The sequence below is a fragment of the Pseudomonas sp. B21-047 genome (genome assembly GCF_024748775.1).
Classification (GTDB): Bacteria; Pseudomonadota; Gammaproteobacteria; order Pseudomonadales; family Pseudomonadaceae; genus Aquipseudomonas; species Aquipseudomonas capeferrum.
Genome location: NZ_CP087169.1, coordinates 4465863 through 4488733, shown reverse-complemented (window position 1 = coordinate 4488733; position 22871 = coordinate 4465863). Strand labels below are relative to the sequence as shown.

21 protein-coding genes are annotated in these 22871 nt (G+C 64.8%); 9 read left to right on the top strand and 12 right to left on the bottom strand.

Features of this window, described 5'->3' with window-relative positions; translation table 11 throughout:
• Positions 1-34: 34 nt before the first annotated feature.
• Positions 35-370 (bottom strand): helix-turn-helix transcriptional regulator, encoded by a 336-nt coding sequence (locus LOY26_RS20265; RefSeq protein ID WP_186658358.1) that lies wholly within the window; start codon positions 368-370, stop codon positions 35-37.
• Positions 371-420: 50 nt separating this feature from the next.
• Between LOY26_RS20265 and xenA the strand changes: the two genes are divergently transcribed.
• A complete protein-coding gene (gene xenA, locus LOY26_RS20260) occupies positions 421-1512 on the top strand; it encodes a xenobiotic reductase XenA (RefSeq protein ID WP_258714040.1) in 1092 nt (363 codons plus the stop codon).
• A gap of 130 nt (positions 1513-1642) precedes the next feature.
• Here xenA and LOY26_RS20255 read toward each other — a convergent pair whose 3' ends face one another.
• From LOY26_RS20255 to LOY26_RS20235, 5 genes are all read right to left on the bottom strand, one after another.
• Positions 1643-2899 (bottom strand): FAD-binding oxidoreductase, encoded by a 1257-nt coding sequence (locus tag LOY26_RS20255; RefSeq protein WP_258714039.1) that lies wholly within the window; start codon positions 2897-2899, stop codon positions 1643-1645.
• Positions 2900-2902: 3 nt separating this feature from the next.
• Positions 2903-4480 (bottom strand): aldehyde dehydrogenase (NADP(+)), encoded by a 1578-nt coding sequence (locus LOY26_RS20250; protein ID WP_186666245.1) that lies wholly within the window; start codon positions 4478-4480, stop codon positions 2903-2905.
• Positions 4481-4698: 218 nt separating this feature from the next.
• Positions 4699-5646, bottom strand: coding sequence for a dihydrodipicolinate synthase family protein (locus tag LOY26_RS20245; RefSeq protein WP_186666243.1), 948 nt, complete (start codon positions 5644-5646; stop codon positions 4699-4701).
• Positions 5647-5701: 55 nt separating this feature from the next.
• On the bottom strand, positions 5702-6628 hold the full coding sequence (locus tag LOY26_RS20240) for a 4-hydroxyproline epimerase (RefSeq protein ID WP_186658369.1): 927 nt from the start codon (positions 6626-6628) through the stop codon (positions 5702-5704).
• Between the two features lie 27 nt (positions 6629-6655).
• Positions 6656-8272, bottom strand: coding sequence for an APC family permease (locus tag LOY26_RS20235; protein ID WP_047583235.1), 1617 nt, complete (start codon positions 8270-8272; stop codon positions 6656-6658).
• Between the two features lie 319 nt (positions 8273-8591).
• Here LOY26_RS20235 and LOY26_RS20230 point away from each other — a divergent pair, with 319 nt between their 5' ends.
• Positions 8592-9374, top strand: coding sequence for an AraC family transcriptional regulator (locus tag LOY26_RS20230; protein ID WP_186658371.1), 783 nt, complete (start codon positions 8592-8594; stop codon positions 9372-9374).
• Here LOY26_RS20230 and LOY26_RS20225 read toward each other — a convergent pair.
• Positions 9362-10249, bottom strand: a complete 888-nt coding sequence (locus LOY26_RS20225) for a LysR family transcriptional regulator (RefSeq protein WP_033699786.1) — start codon at positions 10247-10249, stop codon at positions 9362-9364. The two genes, LOY26_RS20230 and LOY26_RS20225, sit on opposite strands and share 13 nt — an antisense overlap.
• Positions 10250-10389: 140 nt before the next feature.
• Here LOY26_RS20225 and moaB point away from each other — a divergent pair, with 140 nt between their 5' ends.
• Complete coding sequence (gene moaB / locus LOY26_RS20220; RefSeq protein WP_186658373.1) at positions 10390-10929, top strand: molybdenum cofactor biosynthesis protein B; 540 nt, start codon at positions 10390-10392, stop codon at positions 10927-10929.
• A gap of 26 nt (positions 10930-10955) precedes the next feature.
• Here the strand turns inward: moaB and LOY26_RS20215 are convergent, their stop codons facing one another.
• The gene (locus tag LOY26_RS20215; RefSeq protein WP_033699784.1) at positions 10956-11855 is read right to left on the bottom strand and encodes a bestrophin family protein; all 900 of its coding nucleotides are present in this window, start codon (positions 11853-11855) and stop codon (positions 10956-10958) included.
• 20 nt (positions 11856-11875) lie between these two features.
• Positions 11876-12880: a GTP 3',8-cyclase MoaA gene (moaA, locus tag LOY26_RS20210; protein WP_033699783.1), complete on the bottom strand. Its 1005-nt coding sequence runs from the start codon at positions 12878-12880 to the stop codon at positions 11876-11878.
• Between the two features lie 218 nt (positions 12881-13098).
• On the opposite strand from moaA, the gene LOY26_RS20205 reads away from it, so the two are divergent.
• Positions 13099-15429, top strand: a complete 2331-nt coding sequence (locus LOY26_RS20205; RefSeq protein WP_258714038.1) for an FdhF/YdeP family oxidoreductase — start codon at positions 13099-13101, stop codon at positions 15427-15429.
• Positions 15430-15460: 31 nt separating this feature from the next.
• Here the strand turns inward: LOY26_RS20205 and LOY26_RS20200 are convergent, their stop codons facing one another.
• A complete protein-coding gene (locus tag LOY26_RS20200; RefSeq protein WP_186658392.1) occupies positions 15461-15922 on the bottom strand; it encodes an Lrp/AsnC family transcriptional regulator in 462 nt (153 codons plus the stop codon).
• Between the two features lie 128 nt (positions 15923-16050).
• Here LOY26_RS20200 and LOY26_RS20195 point away from each other — a divergent pair, with 128 nt between their 5' ends.
• Complete coding sequence (locus LOY26_RS20195) at positions 16051-17235, top strand: PLP-dependent aspartate aminotransferase family protein (protein ID WP_186658414.1); 1185 nt, start codon at positions 16051-16053, stop codon at positions 17233-17235.
• 68 nt (positions 17236-17303) lie between these two features.
• On the opposite strand, the gene LOY26_RS20190 is transcribed toward LOY26_RS20195, so the two are convergent.
• Entirely contained in the window at positions 17304-17540 is a 237-nt protein-coding gene (locus LOY26_RS20190) for a YdcH family protein (RefSeq protein ID WP_186658421.1), read from the bottom strand.
• Positions 17541-17836: 296 nt separating this feature from the next.
• Here LOY26_RS20190 and LOY26_RS20185 point away from each other — a divergent pair, with 296 nt between their 5' ends.
• The 4 genes from LOY26_RS20185 (at position 17837) to LOY26_RS20170 (ending at position 22018) form a co-directional block, all read left to right on the top strand.
• On the top strand, positions 17837-19474 hold the full coding sequence (locus LOY26_RS20185) for a phosphoethanolamine transferase (RefSeq protein WP_258714037.1): 1638 nt from the start codon (positions 17837-17839) through the stop codon (positions 19472-19474).
• A 108-nt stretch (positions 19475-19582) separates the two neighbouring features.
• Positions 19583-20716, top strand: coding sequence for a ribonuclease D (rnd, locus tag LOY26_RS20180; RefSeq protein WP_033699775.1), 1134 nt, complete (start codon positions 19583-19585; stop codon positions 20714-20716).
• A complete protein-coding gene (locus tag LOY26_RS20175; protein ID WP_033699773.1) occupies positions 20713-21006 on the top strand; it encodes a YcgL domain-containing protein in 294 nt (97 codons plus the stop codon). The genes rnd and LOY26_RS20175 overlap by 4 nt, the downstream gene beginning before the upstream one ends.
• A gap of 79 nt (positions 21007-21085) precedes the next feature.
• Positions 21086-22018 carry a D-2-hydroxyacid dehydrogenase gene (locus LOY26_RS20170; protein ID WP_033699772.1) on the top strand — a complete coding sequence of 311 codons (933 nt, stop codon included), beginning with the start codon at positions 21086-21088 and terminating at the stop codon, positions 22016-22018.
• 125 nt (positions 22019-22143) lie between these two features.
• Here the strand turns inward: LOY26_RS20170 and LOY26_RS20165 are convergent, their stop codons facing one another.
• Positions 22144-22737: a nitroreductase family protein gene (locus tag LOY26_RS20165; RefSeq protein ID WP_258714036.1), complete on the bottom strand. Its 594-nt coding sequence runs from the start codon at positions 22735-22737 to the stop codon at positions 22144-22146.
• Positions 22738-22871: the final 134 nt, after the last annotated feature.

The window sequence follows — 22871 nt, the reverse complement described above, 5'->3', positions numbered from 1 at the left end:
TGACCTCGTGGCTTTTTTTTTGGCCAGCACGGGACTACCGCTGACGCAGAATGCACTCCAGCAACCCAGGGAACCGTTCGTCGAGCATTTCGCTGCGCAGCGAATTCATGTGGGTAGTGCCGACGTTGCGCGTGTGCACCAGCCCCGCATCGCGCAAGACGCGAAAATGGTGGGACATGCTCGACTTCGGCCGCCCGCCGTCAAGCTCGCCGCAGCTGGCCTCCGCCACGCCCGCCAGGTGGCGCACAATCTCCAGGCGCACGGGGTCGCTCAGGGCGTAAAGCAGGCGCTCGAGAATCAGGTCTTCAGGGTTGGGATGTTTGTAGGCTCGCATGGTCGACATGATAACGGGCCTTTCAATTATTGCCATAGTTCGATTATGATCGAACTATCGTATTCAGATAACCCGGGAGCTTCTCCATGTCCGCATTGTTCGAACCCTACACCCTCAAGGACGTCACCCTGCGCAACCGCATCGCCATTCCGCCGATGTGCCAGTACATGGCCGAGGACGGCATGATCAACGACTGGCACCACGTGCACCTGGCCAGCCTGGCCCGAGGTGGTGCCGGCCTGCTGGTGGTCGAAGCCACCGCCGTGGCGCCGGAAGGGCGTATCACCCCCGGTTGTGCCGGTATCTGGAGTGACGCCCACGCCCAAGCCTTCGTGCCGGTGGTGCAGGCGATCAAGGCCGCAGGCTCGGTGCCCGGCATCCAGATCGCCCACGCCGGGCGCAAGGCCAGCGCCAACCGCCCCTGGGAAGGTGACGACCACATCGCTGCCGACGACGCCCGTGGCTGGGACACCATCGCCCCGTCGGCCATTGCCTTCGGTGCTCACCTGCCGAAAGTGCCGCGCGAAATGACCCTGGGCGACATCGCCCGGGTCAAGCAAGACTTCGTCGACGCTGCACGCCGTGCGCGGGATGCGGGTTTTGAATGGATCGAACTGCACTTTGCCCACGGTTACCTGGGCCAAAGCTTCTTCTCCGAACACACCAACCAGCGCACTGACGCCTACGGTGGCAGCTTCGAGAACCGCAGCCGCTTCCTGCTGGAAACCCTGGCCGCGGTACGTGAGGTGTGGCCAGAAAACCTGCCGCTGACCGCGCGTTTCGGCGTGCTGGAATATGACGGTCGCGATGAGCAGACCCTGGAAGAATCCATCGAGTTAGCCCGCATGTTCAAAGCCGGTGGCCTGGACCTGCTGAGTGTCAGCGTCGGCTTCACCATCCCTGACACCAACATCCCGTGGGGCCCGGCGTTCATGGGGCCGATTGCCGAGCGTGTACGCCGCGAGGCGGGCCTGCCGGTGACGTCGGCGTGGGGCTTTGGTACGCCGCAGCTGGCCGAAGGCGCGCTGAAAGCCAATCAGCTCGACCTGGTGTCGGTAGGGCGTGCGCACTTGGCTGATCCGCATTGGGCGTATTTTGCGGCCAAGGAGCTGGGCGTGGATAAAGCCTCGTGGACCTTGCCGGCACCCTATGCGCACTGGCTTGAGCGTTATCGCTGAGTTGCTGATTAATCAGTAGCCTGGGCCGGCCTCTTCCCGGGGCAAGCCCGCTCCCACAGCTACTCCGCTGGCCTTGAGGTTGGCAGTTACCTGTGGGAGCGGGCTTGCCCCGGGAAGAGGCCGGCCCTGATCAAAACCGATCCAACCGATAGGCCTCCATCTGCGGCCCTTTTTCCTGGTCGGCAAGCCGCCCCACCCATTCGGCCGTCACGGCCGCCTGGGTCAGCCCCAGGTGCTGATGCCCGAATGCCAGCAACACCCGCCCATCACACACCCGGTCGATCACCGGCAATGAGTCCGGCAACGATGGCCTGAAGCCCATCCACGGCGTCGCGCCCTCGGCATCCAGGTCCTGCTTGAACAAACCCTGGCTCAGCCGATGCAACTGCCATGCCCGCTGCATGCTCGGCGGCGCATCCAGCCCTGCGAATTCTACCGTGCCGGCCAGGCGCAAGCCGTCGGCCATCGGCGTCATGATGAACTTGCGCTCCAGTGAGGTCACGGCGAACGGCAGCCGTTGCTGCTCGCCAGGCAACATCAGGTGGTAGCCGCGCTCGGTATCCAGCGGCACCCGCTTGCCGGTGAGGGCTGCGGTAAGTGTTGCCGAGTGCGCGCCGCAACTGATCAGCACCTGGCGGGCGTTGAACGTGCCCTGGTCGCTGACCAGGCTGACCCCGCCGCCGTGCAACTGCCCACCTTCGACCTGCGCCCGGACGAAGCGCACCCCACTGGCCCTGGCCGCTTCGAACAGTGCGTAGACCACGCGGTACGGGTCGATGAAATGCCCGGTAGCGGGGAAAAACAGCCCACCCAAAAGCGCTGGGCTCAACTGGGGCGCCGCTGCCTGCACGGCATCGGCCGACCAGAAGTCGACCGGTACGGCCTGCTGCTGCATGCGCGCCTGCAACGCCGCTAGGGCTTGGCGCGACTCACTGCGTTCGAACACCAGCAACGACCCCTCTTCCTTGAACAGGTCGCTGCGCCCAATGGAGCCGAGCAACTGCTGCCACGCCGCCAGGCTGCCTTCGTTCAATGCACGGATACCGGCTACGCTGCGCTGGAACGGCGCCGGGCGCAGGTTGAGCAGCAGGCGGGTGAACCAGGGCATGGCCTTGGGCAGGTACTTCCAGTCCAGGCGCAGCGGGCCCATCGGGTCCATCAGCATGCTCGGCAGGCGCTTGAGGATCGACAGGTCAGCGATCGGGAATACCTGCTCGGTGGCCAGGTGCCCGGCATTGCCGTAGGAGGCGCCATGGCCGGGTTGCTCGCGGTCGATCAGCAGCACCTGGCGGCCCTGCCGGGCCAGTTGCAGGGCGCAGGCGACGCCGACGATGCCGGCGCCGACCACGGCGATATCGGTGTCGGCAGCGTTGAGTGGCTCGCCCATGGCCTAGCCTTCCCGCTTGCCGTCGAGCAGCCAGCGCAGTTGCAGCGGGTTGCCGTGGCGCAAGGCCTCTGGCAGCAGGCCGTCAGGGAAGTCCTGGTAGCACACCGGGCGCAGGAAGCGCAGGATCGCCGCCGTCCCCACCGAGGTGGTGCGGGCATCGGAGGTGGCAGGGAACGGCCCGCCGTGGACCATCGCATCGCACACCTCGACCCCGGTAGGCCAGCCGTTGACCAGGATGCGCCCGGCTTTGCGCTCCAGGGTTGGCAGCAGCGCGCGGGCGCTGTCGAGGTCGGCCTCGTCCAGCTGCAGGGTGGCGGTCAGTTGGCCTTCCAGGTGCTCGGCGACCTGGCGGATCTGCGCGTCGCTATCGCATGCCACCACCAACGAGGCGGCGCCAAAGACTTCGGCCTGCAGCGCCGGGTCGGCCAGAAACGCGCTGGCCTGGGTCACGAACAAATGGGCCTGGCACTGGTTGGGGCCCTGCGGTGGCTGGCCGCTGGCCGCGACCTCGGCATTGCTGTTTTCGGCCAAGGCGCCGACGCCCGTTGCATAGGCGCTGAAAATACCGGGGGTGAGCATGGTCTGTGCCCCCGCGCGTTGCACCTGTTCGCTGGCGGCGGCGACAAAGCGTTGCAGCGCCGGCCCTTGGCGCGCGATCACCAGGCCAGGGTTGGTGCAGAACTGCCCGGCACCCTGGGTCAGCGAAGCGACGAAGCCTTGCGCCAGCGCCTCGCCACGGTTGTGCAGGGCGGCATCAAACAGGAACACCGGGTTGATCGAACTCATCTCGGCGTACACCGGGATGGGCTCCGGGCGTGCCTGGGCGGCCTGGCACAGGGCGATGCCACCGCTGCGCGAGCCGGTAAAGCCGACCGCCTTGATGCGCGGGTCGCTGACCAGCGCGATGCCCACTTCACGGCCCGCGCCGTACAACAGCGAGAACACACCTTCGGGCAGGCCGCAGCGTTTCACGGCCTGTGCCAGTGCCCGGCCGACCAGCTCGCTGGTGCCTGGGTGGGCGCCGTGGGCCTTGACCACCACCGGGCAGCCAGCGGCCAGTGCCGAAGCGGTGTCGCCGCCGGCCACCGAGAAGGCCAGGGGGAAGTTGCTGGCACCAAACACCGCCACCGGGCCCAGGGCCACCTGGCGTTGGCGCAGGTCGGGGCGCGGCAAGGGCTGGCGCTCGGGCAGGGCGTTGTCGACGCGCACGTCCAGCCACTCGCCGGCACGTACCACGCGGGCGAAGGTGCGCAGTTGCGTGCAGGTGCGGCCGCGTTCGCCCTGGATGCGCGCCTTGGGCAGCCCGGTTTCGGCGACGGCGCGGTCGATCAGCGCATCACCCAGGGCCTCGATCTGTTCGGCGATGGTTTCGAGGAAGTGGGCCCGCTGTTCCAGCGAGGTTTCGCGGTATTCATCGAACGCCGCCCAGGCCAGTGCGCAAGCTTGGGCCACGTGCTCGCCGGTGCCGCCGGCATAGGCGGGCTCAAGGGCTTGGTCGGTGGCCGGGTCGATGGCGCGGATCGCCTCGCGGCTGCCGGTCACGGCGCGCTGGCCGATCAGCAGGTTGCCAGTCAGGGTCATGGAGCCTCCTTTGGAGTCAGATTCGGCTTACCCTGCGGGAAAGCGCCCAACCCTTTCGGGCTGCGCCTTCGCACAGAGAACAAGGGCATTCATTGTGGGAGCGGGCTTGCCCCGCGAAGCAGGCACCGCGGAGGATGGCACGGGCATAGCCCGTGTTCGCGGGGCAAGCCCGCTCCCACAGGGGTCACGCTTGAGCAAGACCGTTGCTCCCAGAGTTATCAGGCGACGTTCTGCTCGGCCGACCAGTTGGCGTACCACTGGCGGAACAACGCGTACTGCTGTTCGGCGTAGTTGCGCTGGGCGTCGGTCAGGGCGTCGGTCTCGTTGAAGTGCAGGCTGTATTCGCGGTCGCCGTTCAGCACCATCAGGTGCTTGTAGTACAGCACCAGGTCGCAGCCTTCATCGAACGACGACAGCACTGCCAGCGCCGCTTCCAGTTCGCGGGCCAGGCGCCGGGCCTTGGCGTCGCCCTTGGCGGCCTGTTTGCTCAGGCTCACCAGTTGCAGCACCTCACGCGGCAGGGCGTTGCCGATACCGGTGATGGCGCCGGTGGCGTTGCAGTTGACGAAGCCATGCACCACCTGGGTGTCGACGCCGACCATCAGGGTCACGTCGTCGTCCTTGGAGGTGATGTGTTCGGCGGCGTAGCGCAGGTCGGCACCGCCGCCGAATTCCTTGAAGCCGATCAGGTTCGGGTATTCGCGGCGCAGTTCGAAGAACAGGTCGGCGCGGGTGGCGAAGCCGTAGTACGGGCTGTTGTAGATCACCGCCGGCAGCTTCGGCGCAGCCGCCAGAATGGCCGAGAAGTGGTGCTTCTGGGCGATCAGCGAGGCACCGCGGGACAACACCCGCGGGATTACCATCAGGCCGGCGGCGCCGACTTCGGCGGCATGGGCGGCGTGGGCGACGGCCTCGCGGGTGTTCACCGCGCCGGTGCCGACGATGGTCGGGATGCCGGCCGCCACCAGGCGCGCCACGCCTTCCTGGCGCTCGGCCTCGGTCAGCAGCGGCCAGTCGCCCATCGAGCCGCAGTACACCACGGCGCTCATGCCGGCTTCGATCAGCTCGCGGCCTTTGCGCACCAGGGCGTCGAAGTCTGGTTTGCGCTCGGCGGTGCAAGGGGTCATCAGGGCAGGCATGCAGCCGGTGAAGATGTTGTCGCTCATGGGTGTCACTCCTTGCAGTATTCAGTAGGGGGTGCGAATAAAAGGCCTGGGCGGGTCAGATGCCCCAGGCGAAAGGGTCCTGTTCGTCGATCAGCAAGGTGCTGTCGGCGGTCATGTAGGCGCGGCCGGTGATGAACGGACGAATACGCTCGCCTTCGCGTTCGTAGCGGCCCTGGAACTGGCTGCCGGTGATGCTCGCCTGGACCCAGGTCTGGCCCTCGTCGAGCTTGCCGTCGGCGGCCAGGCAGGCCAGCTTGGCGCTGGTGCCGGTGCCGCAGGGGGAGCGGTCGTAGGCCTTGCCGGGGCACATGACGAAGTTGCGGCTGTCGGCGTCGGGGTCATCGGCAAACAGCTCGACATGGTCGATCGGTTGGCCGTGCTCGCCGGTGATGCCCTGGGCCTCCAGGGCTTTGAGCATTGCCCAGGTGTAATCGGTGAGCGCCTCGACGTTGTCCATCGCAATGCGCTGGCCGTGCTCGGACACCAGGAAGAACCAGTTGCCGCCCCAGGCGATATCGCCGTGCACCACGCCATGGCCCGGTACCTCGACCGGCACCTGCTGGCGATAGCGGTAGGCCGGCACGTTGCCTACGGTGACCGCGCCGTCTTCATGCAGGGTGGCGCTGACCTGGCCGACCGGCGTGTCGATCTTGTGCACGCCCGGTGCGATCAGCCCCAGGTGCTGCAGCGAGGCGATCAGGCCGATGGTGCCGTGGCCGCACATGTTCAGGTAGCCGGCGTTGTTGAAGAAGATCACCCCGCAGGTGGCGCCCTCCGACACCGGTGGGCAGTACAGCGCGCCCACCAGTACATCGTTGCCGCGTGGCTCCAGCAGGCAGGCGCGGCGCCAGGGGTCGTGCAGCTCGCGCAGTTCGTCGCGCTGTTCGGCCATGGTGTGGCCATTGAGCTGCGGGAAGCCTTTCATCACCAGGCGGGTCGGTTCGCCGCCGGTATGCGAGTCGATGACGTGAATGTGTTTCATGGGCATGTCCCTTGGTTGAGGCCGAGGTCAGGAGGCGACGGCGGCAGGGCGGTGGCCCAGGTGGGTGTCGGCGCTGGCTTCGCTTTCATCTTCGCCATCCAGGCGCACCAGATGGGCCGGCACGCCGGTGGCCGCTCCCCAGTAGTAGATGCCCAGGGCGCAGGCCGCGACGGCCACGGTGTCGAGTGGATGGCCAATCACGCCCAGGCCACCGAAGCTGCCCAGCCAGGACAGCAGGATGGTCACGGCATAGAAGCCGATCAGCCAGGCCGACGAGCGCACTTGCTGGCCAAGGGACAGGTGCTGGGTGGGCACGAAGCGGGCGCACAGCAGGTACAGCACGAACATCACGATTTGCAGGGCCAGCAGCCACGACACGGTGTTCCAGCCAGACCAGTAGACGATCAGCGCGGCGATGATGAACGACAGCGGGCCGAGCACGCTCATGCCCTTGACCCGGAACGGGCGCGGCATGTCAGGAGCGTTGCGGCGCAGCGCGGCGACGGTGACCGGGGCCACGGCATAGCTCAGCACCAGTGCCGCCGACACCACGTTGATCAGCGCTTCCCAGGAGGGGAACGGCAGGGTCCAGAACACCGACAGGGCGAAGGTCAGCCACAGGGCCGGGCGGGGGATGCCGGACTGCTCGTCGATGCGGGTGAAGAACTTGAAGAAGGTGCCGGTCTGCGCCCAGCCATAGATCACCCGCGGGGTGGCATTCATGTAGATGTTGCCGCAGCCGCTGGGCGAGATCACCGCGTCGGCCACCACCAGGTAGGCCAGCCAGCCCACGCCCAGGGCCAGGGCGATGTCACGGTAGGGCAGGGCGAGTTCCTTGGTCACCCCGGCCCAGCCGTTGGCCAGCATTTCGGTCGGCACGCTGCCGAGAAACGCCAGTTGCAGCAAGGCGTAGATCGCAGTGGACAGCAGCACCGACAGAATCAGCGCGATCGGGATGGTGCGCTGCGGGTTCTTCACTTCACTGGCCACCGAAATGATCGGCGTCAGCCCCAGGTAGGCGAAGATGATGCCGCCGGCCGACACGGCCATTTCCACACCGGACAGGCCATAGGGCGCAAAACCCTGGACTTCGAAGTTTGCCGGCTTGAAGAAGGTGAACAGCACGCCGATCACCAGCAAGGGCACGATGAACTTGAACACGCTGACCAGGTTGTTGGCTTTGGCAAAGGTCTTCACGCTGCGGTAATTGAGCACGAAGAACAGCCCCAGCAGCGCGAACTGCACCAGCCAGCCGAGCACGCTCGGGTCACTGGAGCCGGCCTTGGTCAGTTCGGGGAACCAGGCAGCGGCGTATTGGCGCGAAGCGACCACTTCGATGGCGATCAGGCTGGAGAAAGCGATCAGGGTGATGAAGCCCATCAGGTAGCCGAGCAGCGGGCCGTGGGAGTACACCGGGTAACGCACCACGCCACCGGCGCGGGGCAGGGCGGCGCCGAGCTCGCAGTAGACGATGCCCAGCAACAGCACGGCGAAACCGCCGAGGAACCAGGAGAGGATACCGGCGGGGCCGGCGATGGCCGAGACGTGGCTGGCAGCGAACAGCCAGCCGGAGCCAAAGATGGCGCCTAGGCCGATGAAGGTGAGGTCCAGCAATGACAGCTGTTTTTTGAATTTACCTGACATGGGTGCGCCTTTTTGTAGGTTTTGGATAGGCAGGTCTGATGTCACGAGATGCGGCTTCTGGGCCGCGCTCTTGTAGGTCTTGGGCGGCTTGCGTGGGGCATAGAGTGGACCGATCGGGGCGTCGGTTCTTGATGGTTTTCTGCAAGGGGGATGACGAAATCGGCACAGTTGCAGAAAAAGCTGGCGGCTGGCGGGGGCGGGCGGATAGGCTGGAAGCCATACCGGCTGTGGGCTGGCGAGGAGCAGTGACGCTTCTGGCGCCTTCGCGGGGCAAGCCCGCTCCCACAGGTGGTCAATAGCGTCGCCCCCGAGAAGCGAGATGACAGATCACTCCCTGGCAACCTTGTATCAGTGCTTCGACCAGCACCGCCCCGCCACCCTGGAGGCGCTGCTCGCCGGGGTCTCCCTGCTGCTGCCGATCCTCGACGCCATCCCCAACGCCGCGATCTTCATCAAGGACCCCGACGCCCGCTACGTGCTAGCCAACGACACCTTGGTCCAGCGCTGTGGCCTCAAGCGCCTGCAGCCGTTGCTGGGCAAGACCAGCGCCGAAGTCTTCCCGGCGCAACTGGGCCCCGGCTATACCGAGCAGGACCGCCGCGTACTCAAGGATGGCCTGGTGCTGCAAGACCAGCTCGAACTGCACCTGTACGGCAGCCGCGAGCCCGGTTGGTGCCTAACCCACAAGCGGCCGCTGTACAACCCGCAAGGCGCCATCATCGGCTTGGTGGGCATCTCGGTTGACCTGCAGTCAGCCGCCGACACCCATCCCGCTTACCAGCGCCTGGCCGCCGTGGATGAGCATATTCGCCAGCACTTTCACCAGCCGATCAGCATGGGTGAACTGACCCGCATCGCGGGTATTTCCGTGGCGCAACTGGAGCGCTATTGCAAGCGGGTGTTCCACCTCACGCCGCGGCAGATGATCCACAAGGCGCGCCTGGAGCATGCCCATCGCTTGCTGCATTCGGACCTGCCGATCACCGACGTGGCGATGCGCTGCGGCTACACCGACCACAGCGCCTTCAGCCGGCAGTTCAAGCAACTGACCGGCTTCACCCCGCGCCAGTACCGCCAGGCGACGGCGGCTCAGGGGGCTTGAAACAGGGCACGGGCCTCGTCGAAGCACTGCTCGGCAATTGCCGAACGTGGCTCGCTGCGGCGCAGCAGCAGGCCCACCGGGCTGTGGATGCTGGCATCGACGATGGGCAGGATGCGCATGTGGTCGCTCAAGTCCTCCAGCCCGCAATCGAGTGGCATGATCGCGCAGCACACGCCGGTGTTGATGGCCTGGATCAGCTGGAAGCTTGAGTCGCTTTCCAGCACGGCGTTGGGCTCCAGGCTGCGGCTGCGAAAACTCAGGTCCAGCGACTGACGGTAGTGCATGCCTTTGCTCAGCAGGCCCAGGGGGATCTCGCCGAGTTCCTCCCAGCGCAGGCTGTCGGCCTCGAACTGGAAGTGCCGGGTGTCGTGCAGCAGGCCCATGGTGGTGGTGCCCAGCTCGATCACTTCGAAGAAACTGGCGTTGACCTGGTCCAGGTAGCAGATGCCCAGGTCGAGCTGGTTGCGGCTCAGGCCATCCATGATCTGTTCGGTGCTGTGCGAGCTGAGCTGAAACTGCAGCTCGGGGTATTTTTCGCGCAGCGGCAGCAGCAATTGCATCGGGTTGAAGCTGGCCAGCGGCACCGTGCCCAGGCGCAGGCTACCGACCACCTGGCCACGGCAACTGGCGGCTTCGGCCTGCAGGCCGTCGTGGGCGGCCAGCAGGGTGCGAGCCCAGGCCAGGATGCGTTCGCCGGCCTCGGTAAACCCTTCGAAGCGCTGGCCGCGCTTGACCAGCACCAGGTCCAGTTCGTCTTCCAGGTTGCGCAGGCGCATCGACAGCGTCGGCTGGGTGATGTGGCACAGCGCTGCGGCCTGGCCGAAGTGGCGGGTCTGGTCGAGCGCGATGAGGAACTTGAGTTGCTTGATGTCCATGGGAGTGCCTGGCGTCTGGTTGTGCTGACCTTAACCAAGTCAGCGATAGATGTCATTGATCACCCGGTACGCCATATCGATTGGACGCCCCCAGGCCATGCCTCTAGCGTGGTGACAATGCCCTTTCAGGAGTAGCCCACGTGAGCGTCAAACCCGACGCGGTCTTCGTACCGCTCAATATCGCCGTGCTGACCGTCAGCGACACCCGCACTTACGACAACGACACCTCCGGCGAGCTGCTGGCCAGCCGCTCGGTGGAGATCGGCCACCGCCTGGTGGCACGGGCGTTGCTCAAGGACGACCTGTACAAGATCCGCGCCCAGGTCGCTACCTGGATTGCCGACGAGCAGGTGCAGGTGGTGCTGATCACCGGCGGCACCGGCTTCACCGGGCGTGACAGTACGCCGGAAGCGGTTGAATGCCTGCTGGACAAACGTATCGATGGCTTTGGCGAACTGTTCCGGGCGTTGTCGATTCTCGATATCGGCACCTCGACCGTTCAGAGCCGGGCTTTGGCCGGATTGGCCAACGGTACCCTGGTGTGCTGCCTGCCGGGTTCCACCGGTGCGTGCCGCACGGCATGGGAAGGGATCCTGGCGGAGCAGCTGGATGCGCGGCACCGGCCGTGCAATTTCGTGCCGCACCTGAAGCCCGTCGAGGCTTGTGCCAGCCGAGGGTAACGGCCAGCACAGAAAGCAGAAAACCCTCAGCTCAATACATACCCCACCGGCTCCAAAGCCGGTGGCAGTGGCGTTACCCCCAACCCCGCCAGCACATCGCGCTCCACGGTACGCACCAGCGCATCGGTGGGCAGGTCGTTTTCATCCCGCCCGAACGGGTCTTCCAGCTCATTGCCAATCGCATCCAGCCCGAAAAACGTGTACCCGACGATGGTGGTGAACAATGGCGCCAGCCAGCCCAGTGGTTCGGCCAGGGCGAACGGCAGCAGCAGGCAGAAGATGTAGATGGTGCGATGCAGCAACAGGGTGTAGGGGAACGGCAGCGGCGTGCCCTTGATGCGTTCGCAGGTGGCCTGTACCTCCGACAGGCCCACCAGGCGCTGCTCCAGCACGCTGTAGCGCCAATCGCTGATCTGTTGTTGCTCGGCCAGCCGCGAACAGTGCCCGCCAATCTCGCTCAGGATGCTGTTGCACACATTGTGCGGGCTGATTGCAGCCGGGCTGGCCAGCCAAGGTCGGGCAGCCGCCAGGTCATCCTCGTTGCGCAGCCGGGCATTGAGCGCATGGGCAAAGCCGCACAGGTTGCGCAGCAGCTCGGCACGCAGCGCCGGGTCGGCGATCACCACACTCTCGCGCACGAATGAACGGGTCTCGATGATCAGCTTGCCCCAGGCCTTGCGGCCCTCCCACCAGCGGTCGTAGCAGGCGTTGTTGCGAAAACTCATGAAAATCGACAGCGACAGGCCGAGCAAGGTGAACGGCGTGGCGCTGACCGGGTAGAAGAACGCCGGGAAATGCCGCTCGACCAGCACGATCAGCGCGGCCAGCACGGTGACCATCAGGCAGCGCAGGGCAATGCGCTTGACGATCGAACCCTTGAGGGTGAACAGCACGCGCAGCACATCGGGGCGGGGGTGGACGATCATGGAAATCCAGAGGCAGCCAATCAGCCGCCGGTCATGTTCATGAAGCGCAGAATCTGCACCTCACCGCCCACTTCGAAGTGATGGCGGTAGGGCTTGAGGTGCAGCGAGTCGCGGATGGCTTTTTCCAGCCGCGCGGCATCGCCAGGGTGGGCACGCAGGACCTGTTTCAGGTCCACCGAATGCTCGTTGCCCAGGCACAGCAGCAGGCGGCCTTCGACGGTCAGGCGCACGCGGTTGCAGGTGGCGCAGAAGTTGTGGCTGTGCGGCGAAATGAAGCCCACCCGGGTGTGTGCCGCTTCGGCCAGGCGCCAGTAACGGGCCGGGCCTTGGGACGACTCGGTGGACTCGATCAGGGTGAACTGCTCGGCCAGGCGGTCACGCACCTGGTCGCTGGAGTAGAACGACTCACCGCGCTGGTGTTCGCTGATTTCACCCAGGGGCATTTCTTCGATGAAGGTGATGTCCAGTTCGCGGTCGATGGCAAAGCGCACCAGGTCGACCAGCTCGTCATCGTTGCGGCCTTTGAGCACCACGCAGTTGAGTTTGGTCTTTTCAAAGCCTGCCTTGCGTGCGGCGTCGATGCCGGCGATGACCTGGTTGAGGTCGCCGGTGCGGGTCAGCTGCTTGAAGCGCCCGGCGTCCAGGCTGTCGAGGCTGATGTTCAGGCGCGATACGCCGGCGTCGAACAGCGGCTGGGCCAGGCGCCCGAGCTGCGAGCCGTTGCTGGTCAGGCACAGTTCGCGCAGGCCGGGCAGGGCGGCGATGCGCCCACACAGCTCGACGATGCCCTGGCGTACCAGCGGCTCGCCCCCGGTCAGGCGGATTTTGCGGGTGCCCAGGGCGACGAAGCGCTCGGCCACCTGGAACAGTTCTTCGAGGCTGAGGATCTGCTGGCGTGGCAGAAACTGCATGTCTTCGGCCATGCAGTAGACGCAGCGGAAGTCGCAGCGGTCGGTGACCGACATACGCAGGTAGTCGATTTTCCGGTTGAAGCCGTCGATCAGGGCCCGGCTGTTCTGTTCCACGATTGTGCTCGAATGGGTTGGACTCATCTCCAAGCTATAACCTGGGTGCACCCCCGTCAAATTGCTTTCCCCGACCGAATGATCAATATGCTCTATCACGGCTGCTGGGCCAGCCCCCATGATCGAAACGGCTTATCACGCCGTAAGATCTTTCGATTGGACGCTCCCACCCCACGCTCAATAGTCTGGAAAAAACACCGAGCGTGAGGATTCACCGCATGAGCCAGGACGAACACATCAGGGACTACAAAGGCGCCGCCGCCGGCTGGGGTGCGCTCAAGAGCGTGACCAAAAGCTGGCTGGGCAGCGAAAACGCCTTCAAGAACCTGCGGGCCATGCTCAAGACCAACCAGAACGGCGGCTTCGACTGCCCAGGCTGCGCCTGGGGCGAGTCGCCGGAAAACGACATGGTCAAGTTCTGCGAGAACGGCGCCAAGGCGGTCAACTGGGAGGCTACCGGCCGCTCGGTAGACCCGGCATTCTTCGCCAAATACAGCGTCAGCGCGCTGGCCGAGCAGACCGACTACTGGCTCGAATTCCAAGGCCGCCTGACCCACCCGATGCGCTACGACGCGGCCACCGACCACTACGTCGAAACCTCCTGGGAAGACGCCTTCGCCCTGGTCGCCCAGCACCTGCAGGCACTGGACTCGCCCGATCAGGCCGAGTTCTACACCTCGGGGCGGGCCAGCAACGAAGCGGCGTTCCTGTACCAGCTGTTCGTCCGCGCCTACGGCACCAACAACTTCCCCGACTGCTCGAACATGTGCCACGAGGCCAGCGGGGTGGGCATGTCGGAAACCCTCGGCGTGGGCAAGGGCACGGTGGTGTTCCATGACCTGGAGCTGGCCGACGCGATCTTCGTCATCGGCCAGAACCCCGGCACCAACCACCCGCGCATGCTCGAACCGCTGCGCGAGGCGGTCAAGCGGGGCGCCCAGGTGGTCTGCTTCAACCCGCTGAAAGAGCGTGGCCTGGAACGGTTCCAGCACCCGCAGCACCCATTCGAGATGCTCAGCAACGGCTCCGAGCCGACCAACACCGCTTACTTCCGCCCGGCCCTGGGCGGCGACATGGCGGCCATGCGCGGCATCGCCAAGTACCTGCTGCAGTGGGAGCGCGAGGCCCAGGCCAAGGGTGAGGCGGCCGTGTTCGACCATGCCTTCATCGCCGAGCACACCAGTGGCGTCGATGCCTACCTGGCGGCGGTGGATGCCACCGCCTGGGCGCATATCGTCGAGCAGTCGGGGCTGACCCAGGCCGAGATCGAGTTGGCCGCGCGCATGTACCGCAAGGCCGAACGGGTCATCATGTGCTGGGCCATGGGCATCACCCAGCACCGCCATTCGGTGGCCACCGTGCAGGAAATCGTCAACCTGCAGCTGCTGCGCGGCAACGTGGGCAAACCGGGTGCCGGCCTGTCGCCGGTGCGTGGCCATAGCAACGTGCAGGGCGACCGCACCATGGGCATCGACGAGAAGCCCAAGGCCGGCTTGCTCGACGCCCTGGAAAAACGCTTCCAGTTCCGTGTGCCACGTGCCCACGGGCATAACGCGGTGCTGGCGATCAAAGCCATGGAAGAAGGGCAGGCCAAGGTCTTCATCGCCCTGGGCGGCAACTTCGCCCAGGCCACGCCGGACACCCCGCGCACTCATGCGGCCCTGCGCAATTGCGCACTGACCGTGCAGATTTCCACCAAGCTCAACCGCTCGCACCTGGTCACCGGCCGCGATGCGCTGATTCTGCCGTGCCTGGGCCGTACCGAAATCGACCTGCAGGCCAGCGGGCCGCAGGGTGTCACCGTGGAGGACACCTTCAGCATGGTGCACATCTCCCACGGCCAGTTGCGGCCACGTTCGCCGCACCTGCGTTCGGAGCCGGCGATCGTTGCCGGCATGGCCCAGGCGACCTTGGGCAAGAAGCCGATCGACTGGGAATACGCCATTGCCGACTACGGCCGCATCCGCAGCATGATCGCTGACGTGATCCCGGGTTTTGCCGACTTCAATGCGCGCCTGCAGCACCCGGGTGGGTTCCACCTGGGCAACAACGCGGCGGATCGCAACTGGCGCACCGCGACCGGCAAGGCGCGTTTCAGTGCCAGCCAGTTGCCGGAGCAACTGGTCAATGCCCAGGTGCTGGCCCGTGGCGACAAACCGGACCTGATCCTGCAGACCTTGCGTTCGCACGACCAGTACAACACCACGCTGTATGGCCTGGACGACCGTTACCGCGGGGTGTTCGGCCTGCGCGAGGTGGTCTTCGTCAATGAGGCCGACATTCGCCGCCTGGGCTTTGAGCCCGGCGAGCATGTTGACCTCGTATCGCTGTGGGAGGATGGTCGCGAGCGGCGGGTGTCGGGGTTCCGCCTGGTGGCGTATGACGTGCCCGAGGGGCAGGCGGCGGCCTATTACCCGGAGACCAATCCGTTGGTGCCGCTGGAGAGTTATGGCGAGGGGACGTATACGCCGACGTCGAAGTTTGTGGCCATCAAGCTAGAGAAGGCCAAGGCCGGGAACCGGATCGAGGCGGTGTTGGCGGCGGATTGATCGGTGGCCTGGAAGGGCCTCCAGCATCGCGTCAGGGGCGGTGCACGGGGTACGCCGTGGTGTACTTCATCTGCTCCATGGCAAAACTCGAGGTGATGTTGGAAAGCCCATCCGTGCGGGTGATCAGCTTCTTGTAGAACCGGTCATAGGCGGCGATATCACCCACCACCACCCGCAGCATGTAGTCCCAGTCCCCGGACATGCGGTAGAACTCCATCACCTCTTCGAAACGGGCCACGGTGGCGGCGAATTGCTCCAGCCAGGCGCTGTCGTGGCGCTGGGTCTTGAGCTGGACGAACACGGTCAGGCCCAGCCCCAGGCGCGTGGGGTCGAGCAACGCGACACGGCCGACGATGTAGCCGTCTTCTTCCAGGCGCTTGACCCGCTTCCAGCAGGGCGTGGTCGACAGGTTGACCGCCTCGGCCAGGTCCTTGAGGGAAACCGACGCGTCGCGTTGGAGCAGGGTGAGGATGTGCTGGTCGAAACTGTCCATATCGATAGAAGGCTGGCTGTAGAAAATTCTTCTCCAGATTACGCCAGAATGCAGGAAATTGATCCCCCTAGCTGCGCGCCCTTGCCGAGCGCGGCGGTTGTGCGATAGTTGCAGGCTCTATTCAGTCAATGGACCGGATCATGTCCGACAAGCCGCGTAATTTCGCCACCCGCACCATCCACGCCGGCGAACAGCATAGCGTTGCCGACAACGCGATCTTCCCGCCCATCTATACCGCCAGTTCCTACATCAAGCGCAGCCTCGACGATAACCCCGAGTATGCCTACAGCCGTGTCGGCAACCCGACCCGGCATGCCTACGAGAGCTGTGTGGCGGCGCTGGAAGAAGGCGTTGGCGCGGTGGCTTGTGCCTCTGGCGTGAACGCCACCGCGACGGTGCTCGAACTGTTGCCCAAGGATGCCCACGTGGTGGTGATGAACGGTGTCTATGGCGGCACCTTCCGTATCCTGGAGGACTACCGCAGCCATACGTCGGGGCTGACCACCACCTACGTCGACCTCAACGACCTGCAGGCCGTGGCAGCGGCGATACGCCCGCAAACCCAGCTGATCTGGATCGAATCACCGACCAACCCGCTGCTGCACCTGGTCGATATCAAGGCGGTCTGCGACCTGGCCCGCGCGCGCGGTATCCTCACCTGCATCGACAACACCTTCTGCTCGCCCTGGAACCAGCGGCCGATCACCCTGGGCGTGGACCTGGTGATGCACTCGGCAAGCAAATACATCGGCGGCCACTCCGACCTCACCGGCGGTGTGGTGGTAGCGGCCAATGACGCACTGCTGGCGCGTTTGCGCAAGATCAGCATGGCGGTCGGGGCCATCCAGGGGCCGTTCGACTGCTACCTGGCGCTGCGCGGCCTGAAGACCCTGGATGTGCGCATGGAGCGCCAGTGCGCCAATGCCCTGCAGGTGGCGCGTTTTCTCGAAAGCCACCCACAAATCGAACAGGTCTATTACCCGGGGCTTGAAAGCCACCCGCAGCATGACCTGTGCAAGCGCCAGATGCGCGCGGGCGGGGCCGTGGTGGCAATGAAGGTCAAGGGCGGCGACCGGGCCGCGCTCAATCGCCTGGTAGAGGCCTTGCAGATCTTTGTGCTGGCCGACTCGCTGGGCGGGGTGGAGAGCATGATCAACCACTCCTGGAGCATGTCGCACAACTCGCTGAGCCCGGAGCAGAAAGGCGAGATGGGGATCGGTGAGAACCTGCTGCGGTTGTCGGTGGGGATCGAAGACTACCGCGACCTGATCGAGGACCTGGACTGCGCGCTGCGGGCGTCGGCAACGGTGTGAGGGTTGCCGGCCTGGTTCGCGGGTTTGCCTGCGAACAGGCCGGCGCATTCAAATTCAGGTTGTGTGAGTCAGGCTTTGGGCGGATGAACAATGCGTTCGATCTTGTCCTTGATCAACAGCCGCTCCTTGCGCAAACGGGTGACGGTGTCATCGGTGCTGGCGTTGCCCTCGGCGGCCAGCACTTCCTTGTCCTTGGCGTTGTACTCCTTGTGCAGTTTGTGCAGGTCATGGTCCTTGTCAATGCGCGCCTGGAAGTCGTCGGCAGTGATGTTCAGGTCAGCGAGCAGATCGTGCGGAACGGGCATTTCTTCACCTCTCTTGGGGGTTGGCGAATGGTCCTGACTTTTGAGGATAGTCGCCTTTGCGCCGTTGGGGGGCTGGGGTAGGCTGTCGCATCCCCCCGTAGCCGTACGCCAAGCTTCGCCGGCTGGCTGAATGGCGGCTGAATGAACTTCATTTAATGTGATAAAGATGCCCGCTCACTGTTTTGTTGGCGTCTTTTTCACGAAATATTGAGGGTGCGCTTTCTAGAGTTCAGCCAACGTTCCCCCGGTGCCGCACAGGCCCACGGGCTGATACTCACTCTTGATTGCGAACCCTGATGCTCAACGTCAAATCCCTGCGGACTGAATGGGTCACGCTGCTGGCCAGCCTGTACCTGCTGATCGGCTTCAATGTCGTTCTCTGGCAACACCTGGAACAGGTGGTTCCGCCAGGGCTGCCGGGGCTTTGGCTGAGCCTGGCGTTTGCCGTGCTGATACTGTTCGCGTTTAATTTGATCTTGACCTTGTTTGCCTTCCGGTATGTGTTGAAACCGGTGCTGATCCTCTTGTTCATGAGTGGTGCAGGTGTCGCTTACTTCATGAATCAGTACGGTGTACTTATAGATGCCGGTATGTTCCGTAATATCGCCGAAACCAATGTCACGGAAGTGCGCGACTTGCTCTCGCTGAAGTTTGCTTTGTATATCCTGGGGTTGGGTGTTTTGCCTTCGGTGCTTTTGTGGAAGGCGCCGATTGCCTACCGCGCCTGGCACCGCGAACTGCTGGGCAAGCTGGTGGTAAGCGGCGCCTGCGTGGTGGCCTTGGGGTCGGTGGCGCTGGTCAACTATCAGGGGTTGTCTTCGCTGTTTCGCAATCACCACGAACTGCGCCTGATGCTGACGCCGAGCAATATCGTCGGCGCCTCCATGGGTTATGTCAGTGAACGTGTGGGCACGGCCGCCCGGCCATTCCAGCCTTACGGTGAGGATGCCCGGCGCGATGCAGCCTGGCAGCAGCACGCCCGCAAGTCGTTGACAGTGCTGGTGGTCGGGGAAAGCGCGCGGGCAGAGAACTTTGGTGTGCTCGGCTATGCCCGCGACACCACGCCAAACCTTGCCAAGGAGCAGGGCCTGCTGGCGTTTTCCGATGTGCATTCGTGCGGTACCGAGACGGCAGTGTCGGTGCCGTGCATGTTCTCGGGCATGGGCCGCAAGGAATACGACGCGCGCGTCGCCAAGAACCGTGAAGGGCTGCTCGACATCCTCCAGCGCGCAGGCCTGGCCGTGCAGTGGCGCGACAACCAATCGGGCTGCAAGGGGACCTGTGATCGGGTGCAGTTCATCGATGTCAGCAACCTCACCGACCCGGCCCTGTGTGCCAATGGCGAATGCCATGACGAGATTCTGTTGCAGGGCTTGGCCGAGCTGCTCGACAACCTCGACAAGGACACCGTGCTGGTGCTGCACCAGATGGGCAGCCATGGCCCTGAGTACTTCAAGCGTTACCCGGCGCAAACCGAGCGGTTCACTCCGGTGTGCCACAGCAATGCCCTGAACCAGTGCAGCCAGCAGGAGATCGTCAACGGCTACGACAACACCCTGGCCTACACCGACAAGGTGCTGGCCATGTTGATCGATACCCTGCGCAGCAAGCAGGACAAGGTCGATACCGCCATGATCTACCTGTCCGACCATGGCGAATCGCTGGGCGAATACAACCTGTTCCTGCATGGCACCCCCTACATGCTGGCGCCTGAGCAACAGAAACACGTGCCGTTGCTGACCTGGTTTTCGGACAGCTACCGCGAAGATTTCGGCCTGGACACCGCCTGCCTGGCCAAGCTCAGCGACGCGCCGCTGTCCCAGGACAACCTGTTCCACTCGATGCTTGGCCTGTTGCAGGTGCGCACCGAGGTCTACCAGCAGTCGCTGGACATGTTCGCCAGCTGCCGGCCTTGGTTGGCAGCCAAGCGTTGACTGCCAATGGCCTGCATACCACCGTTTATCTATTCCAGGGATGGCGCAGGTTTCACCCGCAGTGCCCGCGCCGTATATACTGCGCGCCAATGTTAGTGGGAGAGCCTCGTGGCCATCGAAATACACTGGATCCGTGACGACCAGACCCTGGCCGAACTCTGCCGAAGCTGGCGCGAACTGCCCTTCGTAGCGCTCGACACCGAATTCATGCGGGTAGACACCTTCTACCCCAAGGCGGGGCTTATCCAGATCGGCGACGGCCAACGCGCCTTTCTGATCGACCCGCTGCTGATCAAGGACTGGCAGCCCCTGGCCGAGTTGCTGGAAGACAGCGGCGTGGTCAAGGTGCTGCACGCCTGCAGCGAAGACCTCGAAGTATTGCTGCGCCTGACCGGCAAGCTGCCACAGCCGCTGTTCGACACGCAGTTGGCCGCCGGCTACCTGAACCTGGGCTTCTCCATGGGTTATTCGCGTCTGGTCCAGGAAGTGCTGGGGCTCGAGCTGCCCAAGGGTGAAACCCGCTCCGACTGGTTGCAGCGCCCGCTTTCCGAAACCCAGATCAGCTACGCCGCCGAGGATGCCGTGCACCTGGCCGAGCTGTTCACCGCCCTGCGCCCGCGCCTGTCCGACGACAAGTACGCCTGGGTGCTGGAGGACGGCGCCGAGCTGGTTGCCCAACTGCGCCGCGAGGTCGAACCCGAGAGCTTGTACCGCGACGTCAAGCTGGCCTGGAAGCTTGCGCCCCAGCAGTTGGCGGTGTTGCGCGAGCTGTGTGCCTGGCGCGAGCGCGAGGCACGCCACCGCGACGTGCCGCGCAATCGCATCCTCAAGGAGCACTCGCTGTGGCCGATGGCCAAGTCCCAGCCGTCCAACCTGTCGGCGCTGGCCAAGATCGACGAGATGCACCCGCGTACCATCCGTCAGGACGGTGAGTTCCTCGTTCAGCTGATCAAGCGGGCTGCCAGCCTGCCTGCCGAGCAGTGGCCGCAGGTCCTGCCCGAGCCCTTGCCGATCGAGGCTGCCGGTATCCTCAAGCAGCTGCGCGCGATCGGCCAGGCCGAAGGCGAGCGCTTGGGCATAGCCCCCGAGCTGATGCTGCGCAAGAAAACCCTGGAAGCCCTGCTCAAGAGCGGCTACCCCAACGGCCCCTATCAACTGCCCGATTCGCTGCGCGGCTGGCGCCGTGAGCGTATGGGCCAGGCCCTGCTGGACAACCTGGCAGGTGCCGGAGAAACCCGATGAAACGTATCTGCTCGATCTACAAGAGCCCCCGCAAGAACGAAATGTACCTGTATGTGCTCAAGGCCGAAGGCCTGGAGCGCGTGCCCGAGGCCCTGCTGCCGTTCTTCGGCGCCCCCGTGCATGCTTTCGACCTGGTGCTGACCCCCGAGCGCAAGCTGGCCCGCGAGGACATCGCCAAGGTGCTGGAAAACCTCGACAACCAGGGCTATCACCTGCAGATGCCGCCGGTCGAAGACGAGTACATCGAGCACCTGCCCGAAGAGCTGCTGCGCCGTAACGACCCGGTCTGACCCAGGCCAGGTTCCCCTCTTTCGCCAAGTGGCCCGCGCGTCGGGCCGCTTTGGTTGTCTGCCAAGGTTGTTTTCACGAATGCGCGTTCTGATTGCCGAACAGGATCATGCCCATTACGCCCAGTTGTTGGGCCAGGCGGCCCCTGACCTGGAAATCCTGACCAGCAGCGACTCTGCCGAACTGGCGCTGCAGGCGTCGCAGTGCCCGGTGTGGCTGGGTCAGCCTGACTTGCTGGCGAGCCTGCTGCGCCAGGGCCACAAGCCGGCCTGGATGCAGTCGACCTGGGCGGGCATTACCCCGCTGCTGGCCGACGGCTTGCCACGGGATTATCGCTTGACGCGTGCGGTGGGCATTTTTGGTCAGGTGATGGCGGAATACATGCTCACCTACATGCTTGGCCATGAACGCGAAGTGCTGCCGCGCCTGCTGAGCCAGGTGGAGCGGCGCTGGGACGACCGCCCGGGCGGCACGCTTGAGGGGCGCCAGGTGTTGATCGTCGGCACCGGCGATATTGGTCAGCGGGTAGCCGAGTTTCTCCAGCCGTTTGGGGTAACCCTGTACGGTATTGCCAGCAGCGCCCGTGAGCAGGCGCCGTTCGCCGAAGTGGCCGCGCTGGCGGACCTGCCGAGCAGGGTCGAGCGGGCCGATTACGTGATCAACCTGCTGCCGGACACGCCGGCTACCCATGATCTGTACGATGCGGCGCTGTTCCAGCGTTTCAAGCCCAGTGCGTTGTTCATCAATGCCGGGCGCGGGGTGGCGGTGGTCGATGGCGACCTGGTCGAAGCACTGAAGCAAGGCCACCTGGCGGGCGCGGTAATCGATGTGTGCCGCCAAGAGCCGCTGCCCCAGCGTCACCCGTTCTGGACCGCCTTGGGCTTGCTGCTGACCGGGCACAGCTCGGCGCCCACCTCGCCGGCGGCGATGGTGCGGCTGTTTGTCGAGAATGTGCGGGCATATGAGGCGGAGCAGGGCTTGCGCGGGGAAGTGGATTTCACCCGGGGTTACTGATGTGCAGTGGCTTTACTGGCCTCTTCGCGGGGCAAGCCCGCAGGTACTGAGCAGTTCTGCAACTTGCTCAGTGCCTGTGGGAGCGGGCTTGCCCCGCGAAGAGGCCAGTACAGCCAATAAAGCGCTTACAGGCTGAAATCACCCTCAGCCGCCAGCTCGCTCAGCGGCCGGCGTGGGCTTGGCACCTCACGCGCCTGCAGTGCCTCGGCCAGGGTCGCCTTGTCGCCCAGCTTGCCGATCGCGATCATGGCATGCAGCTCGTAACCTTCAGGCACTTTGAGTTCGGTACGCGCCAGTGCCTTGTCGAAACCGGCCATGCCGTGGGTGTGCCATCCACTGATGCTGGCCTGCAGGGCCAGGTGCCCCCAGGCGGAACCGGTATCGAAGGTGTGCCACAGGGCCGGGCTCTCTTCCGCGGCGCCCGGCGCTGCGAAGGTGGTCTTGGAAATGATCAGCAGCAGCGCCGAAGCCTGTTGCGCCCAGCTGCGGTTGAAGGGCACCAGCAGGTTCAGGTAGCGCTCCCAGTTCGGCGTATCGCGACGGGCATAGAGGAAGCGCCAAGGCTGCGAGTTGTACGCCGACGGCGCCCAGCGCGCGGCTTCGAGGAAGCTCAGCAGGGTCTCTTCGCTGATCGGCTCGGCCGTGAAGGCGCGCGGCGACCAGCGGTTGATGAACTGCTCGTCGATCGCGTAATCGGCAATACGGGGTGTGGCGCTCATGGCTGCTCCTGCAAGAGGATGGGGAAAACCGCACGCTACTGCGTCCCGTCGTCACTGACAAGCGGTCTGGCTTTGCCGAAGGCCAGGCTCTAGACTGGCGCCGCCGCGCGCCGCCCATTGAAGATGAATGCAGG

What these genes read in the sequence shown, in the direction of transcription:
- LOY26_RS20250 (WP_186666245.1), bottom strand. Translation starts at nt 4,480, where the DNA reads ATGACCCTGACTGGCAACCTGCTGATCGGCCAGCGCGCCGTGACCGGC.
- LOY26_RS20205 (WP_258714038.1), top strand. Translation starts at nt 13,099, where the DNA reads ATGAGCCAGGACGAACACATCAGGGACTACAAAGGCGCCGCCGCCGGC.
- LOY26_RS20190 (WP_186658421.1), bottom strand. Translation starts at nt 17,540, where the DNA reads ATGCCCGTTCCGCACGATCTGCTCGCTGACCTGAACATCACTGCCGAC.
- LOY26_RS20255 (WP_258714039.1), bottom strand. Translation starts at nt 2,899, where the DNA reads ATGGGCGAGCCACTCAACGCTGCCGACACCGATATCGCCGTGGTCGGC.
- LOY26_RS20230 (WP_186658371.1), top strand. Translation starts at nt 8,592, where the DNA reads ATGACAGATCACTCCCTGGCAACCTTGTATCAGTGCTTCGACCAGCAC.
- xenA (WP_258714040.1), top strand. Translation starts at nt 421, where the DNA reads ATGTCCGCATTGTTCGAACCCTACACCCTCAAGGACGTCACCCTGCGC.
- LOY26_RS20245 (WP_186666243.1), bottom strand. Translation starts at nt 5,646, where the DNA reads ATGAGCGACAACATCTTCACCGGCTGCATGCCTGCCCTGATGACCCCT.
- LOY26_RS20225 (WP_033699786.1), bottom strand. Translation starts at nt 10,249, where the DNA reads ATGGACATCAAGCAACTCAAGTTCCTCATCGCGCTCGACCAGACCCGC.
- LOY26_RS20185 (WP_258714037.1), top strand. Translation starts at nt 17,837, where the DNA reads ATGCTCAACGTCAAATCCCTGCGGACTGAATGGGTCACGCTGCTGGCC.
- LOY26_RS20195 (WP_186658414.1), top strand. Translation starts at nt 16,051, where the DNA reads ATGGACCGGATCATGTCCGACAAGCCGCGTAATTTCGCCACCCGCACC.
- LOY26_RS20240 (WP_186658369.1), bottom strand. Translation starts at nt 6,628, where the DNA reads ATGAAACACATTCACGTCATCGACTCGCATACCGGCGGCGAACCGACC.
- LOY26_RS20235 (WP_047583235.1), bottom strand. Translation starts at nt 8,272, where the DNA reads ATGTCAGGTAAATTCAAAAAACAGCTGTCATTGCTGGACCTCACCTTC.
- LOY26_RS20265 (WP_186658358.1), bottom strand. Translation starts at nt 370, where the DNA reads ATGGCAATAATTGAAAGGCCCGTTATCATGTCGACCATGCGAGCCTAC.
- LOY26_RS20165 (WP_258714036.1), bottom strand. Translation starts at nt 22,737, where the DNA reads ATGAGCGCCACACCCCGTATTGCCGATTACGCGATCGACGAGCAGTTC.
- LOY26_RS20170 (WP_033699772.1), top strand. Translation starts at nt 21,086, where the DNA reads ATGCGCGTTCTGATTGCCGAACAGGATCATGCCCATTACGCCCAGTTG.
- LOY26_RS20200 (WP_186658392.1), bottom strand. Translation starts at nt 15,922, where the DNA reads ATGGACAGTTTCGACCAGCACATCCTCACCCTGCTCCAACGCGACGCG.
- LOY26_RS20175 (WP_033699773.1), top strand. Translation starts at nt 20,713, where the DNA reads ATGAAACGTATCTGCTCGATCTACAAGAGCCCCCGCAAGAACGAAATG.
- LOY26_RS20215 (WP_033699784.1), bottom strand. Translation starts at nt 11,855, where the DNA reads ATGATCGTCCACCCCCGCCCCGATGTGCTGCGCGTGCTGTTCACCCTC.